This is a genomic window from Cobetia sp. (assembly GCF_983723665.1).
On sequence record NZ_CFDJES010000104.1, the window covers coordinates 1 to 4,892 of the forward strand.

Consider the following 4,892-nt stretch of genomic DNA (forward strand, 5'->3'; position numbering starts at 1 on the left):
CTGACGCAACCCTGCGTCGCCATCTAAGCTAATAACCCCTTAAATACCAACAACATGCATGACTTTCGTTTGATTGTCTGACAAAGCCATCTCACGCAGAATGGCTGACCATGCGGACAACAACCGGTCTCGACATCGTCACGCCATGCTCGCGTGATGTCAGCCACACAACTGCTCCGTCATCGGCGATTCCTCCACAGTCCTCCTCTGCAGACCTGTGGGCCGGTCCATGCAGTCCCGTCATCCGGGCTGCGCTGCTTCTGCTGACACTTCCTTCGAGGTTCCATGTCCACACACTCCCCTACCGGAGCCAACAGCCGTGAGCTGTTCGGGCATCCGGCCGGACTCTATCTGCTGTTCTCCACGGAACTGTGGGAACGCTTCTCCTACTACGCCATGCGTGCCCTGCTGGTGCTCTATCTCACCGATGCCGTCACCAGTGGCGGTCTGGGCTGGAATCAGGGCGACGCCCTGCAGCTGTACGGCATCTTCACGGGCCTGGTGTACATCACGCCGATGTTCGGCGGAGCGCTGGCCGACAACTGGCTGGGCGCCCGCCGTGCGATCCTGATCGGGGGTCTGATCATGGCGGCCGGGCAATTCGTGCTCGCCGTGCCGCCGGCCATGAGCGGCCTCGACCCCGAGATGCTGCTGTATGTCGGCCTCGGCCTGCTGATCGTCGGCAACGGCCTGTTCAAGCCCAACATCTCCACGATGGTCGGTGATCTCTATCAACAGGGCGATCATCGCCGCGATGGCGCCTTCACCATCTTCTACATGGGCATCAACATCGGTGCGCTGCTGTCGGGCATCGTCGCGGGCTCCATGGCCGAAGGCTATGGCTGGAACGCCGGCTTCCTGGTGGCCGGTATCGGCATGCTGCTGGCGGTCGCCATCCAGCTCATCTTCGCGCCGCGCCATCTGGGTGACCTGGGGGTCGAACCCAGCGCCCGCCGTGAGGCACGCCTGAGCAAGAGCAACAACCGCAAGACACCGCTGAGCCGTGAAGAGCGTGACCGCATCAAGGTCATCATGGTGCTGGGCCTGTTCACCATCCTGTTCTGGGCCGGTTTCGAGCAGGGCGGCGGCCTGATGGCGCTGTATGCGCAGGACTATACCGATCGCATGCTGATGGGCTTTGAAGTGCCGGCGGCCTGGTTCCAGTCGCTCAATCCGCTGTTCATCATCCTGCTCTCGCCGCTGCTGGCGGGTCTGTGGACACGCATGGACAACCGCGAGCCCAGCTCGCCGGTCAAGTTCGCCTTCGGCCTGATCGCCCTCGGCATCGGCTTCGTGTGCATGATCGGCGCGGTGCTGGAGCAGAAAGCCGCAGGCAGCGCCTCGATGATGTGGCTGGTAGGCGCCTTCTTCTTCCACACTCTCGGCGAGCTGTGCCTGTCACCGGTAGGGCTGTCGATGGTCACCAAGCTGTCACCGGTGCGCATGGGCGCGCTGATGATGGGCGCCTGGTTCGCCTTCGTGGCGCTGGCCAACTACCTGGCCGGGATGATCGGCTCGCTGGTCGGCGAAGCCGGTGCCATGAGCGTGTTCGGCGGCATCGCCATCACCGGCGTGCTCGGCGGCCTGCTGTTGCTGGTGTTCGCCGGCAAGCTGGTGGACTGGATGCACGGCGCGGAAGCGCGTCATGACGGCCCACTCGAGACCCAGACCAGTCACGGCTGAGTGCTCTGTGACGGTGACTATCGCTGTCGACCAGACGACAGACTGCTGCAACGCAAACGCCCCGCTCATTGAGGGGGGCGTTTGCGTTATCACTGCCAGCAACAGGGCCGTAAAGGGGCGTGAAACGCCTAGATGGAATCCGGCACGAACAGCTGCTGGAAGTTGTCGACGGCGCTCTCGGCATCGTCGATCGCATGGAAGCGCGCCACGTGATAGAGCGCCTCGCCCTCATTGGCCAGCGGCAGGTTGGCCATGCCGATGATGATGCCATCCGCGGGTGACAGCACCTCGCTTTCGCTGTTGCCGAAGGGGTCGGCGACGATGCCCAGTACCTGATGCTTCTCGACGCGGTCCCCCAGGCCCACGCGGCTCTGGACGATGCCATCGATGGAGGCACGCGCCCAGCTGGAGCCATTGGACATCTCCACCGCGCGCGAGCTGGGCTTGCGGTCGCGGTCCTTGGCCAGCATGCCGATGGAGCGCATCACGCGCTTCACGCCACTGACCCCCGGGCGAATCGCCCACTCATCGAAGCGCAGTGCCTCACCGGCCTCATAGGTGATGACCGGCACGCCGCGCTCGCTGGCATAGGCGCGCAGACTGCCCTCGCGCAGCTCGGCATTCAGCAGCACCGGCGCACCGAAGGCGTCCGCCATCTGACGCGTGGCATCACTGCCGGTCATGGTGGCGCGGATCTGCGGCAGGTTGGTGCGATGAATCGCGCCGGTGTGCAGGTCGATGATGTGGGTGGCCTGATCGGCGATCTGCTCACGGAACAGCGCCGCCACCCGCGAGCCCAGCGAACCGCTCTCACTGCCCGGGAAGCAGCGGTTGAGATCACGGCGGTCCGGCAGGTAGCGCGTGTGCTGCACGAAACCGAACACGTTGACGATGGGCACCGCGATCAGGGTGCCGCGCAGCCGCGAAAGGCTGGAACTCTTGAGCAGCCGCCGCACGATCTCGACGCCGTTGATCTCGTCACCGTGGATGGCACCGCACACCAGCAGCACCGGGCCGGGCTGGCGACCATGCACCACCTCGACGGGGATGTGCAGCGGCGCATGGGTGTAGAGCTTGGCGACAGGCACATCGACCTGGGCCCGCGTTCCCGGCGCGATGCGGGTACCGCTGATTTCAAATGGAGCGCGTGACATCGCCACCTCAGAGATTGTTCGACCAACGAGCGGCAGGCACTGCGACATGCCCGCCAGATCAGGCTACTCGCCCAGTGTCTCGAAAGAAAACACTGTGCGACATGCGCCTTTTAGCGCATTGGTGCGCCAAGGGAAAGACTTCATTGCAGCGTGTCGGGATGAAGCGCGGGCAGAATTGTTCAACAATGGGCCTTCACGACTCACCTTGCCCGCCCTCTCGACATGAGATGCCCGTGACCGATTCTCTCGATGCCCTGCTGACACTGCCCGATTACTCTGCGCTGGCCTGGAGCGCGATCATCTTCTCGACCTACCTGACCGGCATCTCCAAGGGCGGCTTCGCCGGAGGCTTCGGCTCGCTCTCGGTGCCGCTGATGGCGCTGGCCATCGGGCCGCTGGAAGCCGCCGGCATCCTGCTGCCGCTGTTGCTGGTGATGGACTTCCTGAGCTCCCGCGCCTGGTGGGGCAAGCAGCTGTGGTCGGAGGTGCGCATCATCCTGCCCAGCGCCGCCATCGGCATCGCGGTGGGCGTGGTGCTGTTCGATGAGCTGGACGAGAACATGATTCGCGGCCTGCTGGGCGTCATCTCGCTGCTGTTCGCCGCCTATATGCTGTTCAAGCCCACTGCCAGGAAACCGCTGCCCCGCTGGCTGGCCATTCCTGCCGGGGCCACCGCCGGCTTCACCAGCTTCTTCGCCCACGCCGGCGCCCCGCCCTACAACCTGTACATGATTCCGCGCCAGCACCCCAAGGAGACCTTCATCGCCACCACGGTGATCATCTTCGCTGGCATGAACCTGATGAAACTGGGCCCCTACGTGGCGCTGGGCGAGATCAACCTCACCAGCCTCTCCACCTCACTGCTGCTGGTGCCGGTGGCCTGGGCGGGCGTCAGAAGTGGCCTGTGGCTGCAATCCCGCGTCAACGAGAAGCTGTTCTTCCGCCTGATCATCATCGCGATGGCGCTGGTGGGTGTGCAGTTGATCTACAAGGCCTGGGGCTGAGGGCCGCGCGGCCCATCACGCCCTGACGACCACTGCCGCCAGCCATTGAAAACTCCCGCCACGGCCCTTGGGGCCGAGCGCAAGGAGACCCCTTGAGAACGATCGAGACAACGCCATGACACACCACATCAGCTACTACCACGCCCACCTCTACTACACCGATGAGCAGAGCCTGGCCGCCGCTCGCGAACTGGCGGCCCAGGCCGAGCAGCGCTTCACGCTGCGCGTCGGGCGCTTCCACCAGCAGCCGGTCGGCCCGCACCCGCTGTGGAGCTGTCAGCTGTCCTTCCTGCCTGAGGAATTCGGGCGCATCATCCCGTGGCTGGCACTCAACCGCGGCTCGCTGGATATCTTCGTGCACGCCGGCACCGGCGATGACCTCTTCGATCACACCCAGGGCGTGATGTGGCTGGGCAACTCGCATACGCTGAATCTCGCGGCCTTCGCCAGCGAGTGAGGCCGCGGCAAGCATTGAGCCCGCGGCAAGCTTTGATGCCCGGACGATGGTTGACGCCCACCGCGGGCCTGACACGCTATCATTGCCTGACACCACTGACTCAAGGATGCCCCCATGACGCGACTGCGCCGCCTTTCCTCTCGTGCTGCCCTGCTGGGTGTGATGGCCTCAGGCCTGGTGCTGGCCGGCTGTGATGACAACGAGGTCGGGGATGTCTCGCTGGGCCTGTTCACCACCAAGGACATCAAGATCGAGAGCCTGATCGACCCCAAGGTGCCGGGCGTGACCTGCCACCTGAGCAACATCGAGGCGGACCTCGACTTCTCCGATCCCTCCGACATGAGCATCGCCTGCCGCCAGACCGGTCCGATCACGGCGGAGATGATCGCCGACATCGACACCTCCAAGAGTGGCGAGGAGGTCTATCGCAAGTCCAAGAGCGTGCTGCTCAAGAGCCTCAAGATTCGTCGCATTCTGGATCGCGACTCCCAGAGCCTGCTCTATATCGCCTACAGCACCAAGGAAACCAGCGGCAGCTTCAAGCATGCGCTGAGCAGCGTGCCGCTGTGGGGCAGCGACGCCTGGCAGGCACCG

At 64.3% G+C, this 4,892-nt stretch carries 5 protein-coding genes; 4 read left to right on the forward strand and 1 reads right to left on the reverse strand.

Annotated elements, in window-relative coordinates:
* Positions 1 to 285: 285 nt before the first annotated feature.
* Positions 286 to 1,683 carry a peptide MFS transporter gene (locus AC4FAH_RS10720; RefSeq protein ID WP_225347520.1) on the forward strand — a complete coding sequence of 466 codons (1,398 nt, stop codon included), beginning with the start codon at positions 286 to 288 and terminating at the stop codon, positions 1,681 to 1,683.
* Positions 1,684 to 1,811: 128 nt separating this feature from the next.
* On the opposite strand, the gene AC4FAH_RS10725 is transcribed toward AC4FAH_RS10720, so the two are convergent.
* On the reverse strand, positions 1,812 to 2,837 hold the full coding sequence (locus AC4FAH_RS10725) for a succinylglutamate desuccinylase/aspartoacylase family protein (protein ID WP_054555362.1): 1,026 nt from the start codon (positions 2,835 to 2,837) through the stop codon (positions 1,812 to 1,814).
* A gap of 233 nt (positions 2,838 to 3,070) precedes the next feature.
* Here AC4FAH_RS10725 and AC4FAH_RS10730 point away from each other — a divergent pair, with 233 nt between their 5' ends.
* From AC4FAH_RS10730 to AC4FAH_RS10740, 3 genes are all read left to right on the forward strand, one after another.
* A complete protein-coding gene (locus AC4FAH_RS10730) occupies positions 3,071 to 3,841 on the forward strand; it encodes a sulfite exporter TauE/SafE family protein (RefSeq protein WP_234368262.1) in 771 nt (256 codons plus the stop codon).
* A 115-nt stretch (positions 3,842 to 3,956) separates the two neighbouring features.
* Positions 3,957 to 4,298: a DOPA 4,5-dioxygenase family protein gene (locus tag AC4FAH_RS10735; protein ID WP_043333117.1), complete on the forward strand. Its 342-nt coding sequence runs from the start codon at positions 3,957 to 3,959 to the stop codon at positions 4,296 to 4,298.
* Between the two features lie 162 nt (positions 4,299 to 4,460).
* The coding region (locus AC4FAH_RS10740; RefSeq protein WP_490246014.1) for a CreA family protein at positions 4,461 to 4,892 on the forward strand (432 nt) is incomplete at its 3' end.

What these genes read in the sequence shown, in the direction of transcription:
- AC4FAH_RS10720 (WP_225347520.1), top strand. Translation starts at nt 286, where the DNA reads ATGTCCACACACTCCCCTACCGGAGCCAACAGCCGTGAGCTGTTCGGG.
- AC4FAH_RS10725 (WP_054555362.1), bottom strand. Translation starts at nt 2,837, where the DNA reads ATGTCACGCGCTCCATTTGAAATCAGCGGTACCCGCATCGCGCCGGGA.
- AC4FAH_RS10735 (WP_043333117.1), top strand. Translation starts at nt 3,957, where the DNA reads ATGACACACCACATCAGCTACTACCACGCCCACCTCTACTACACCGAT.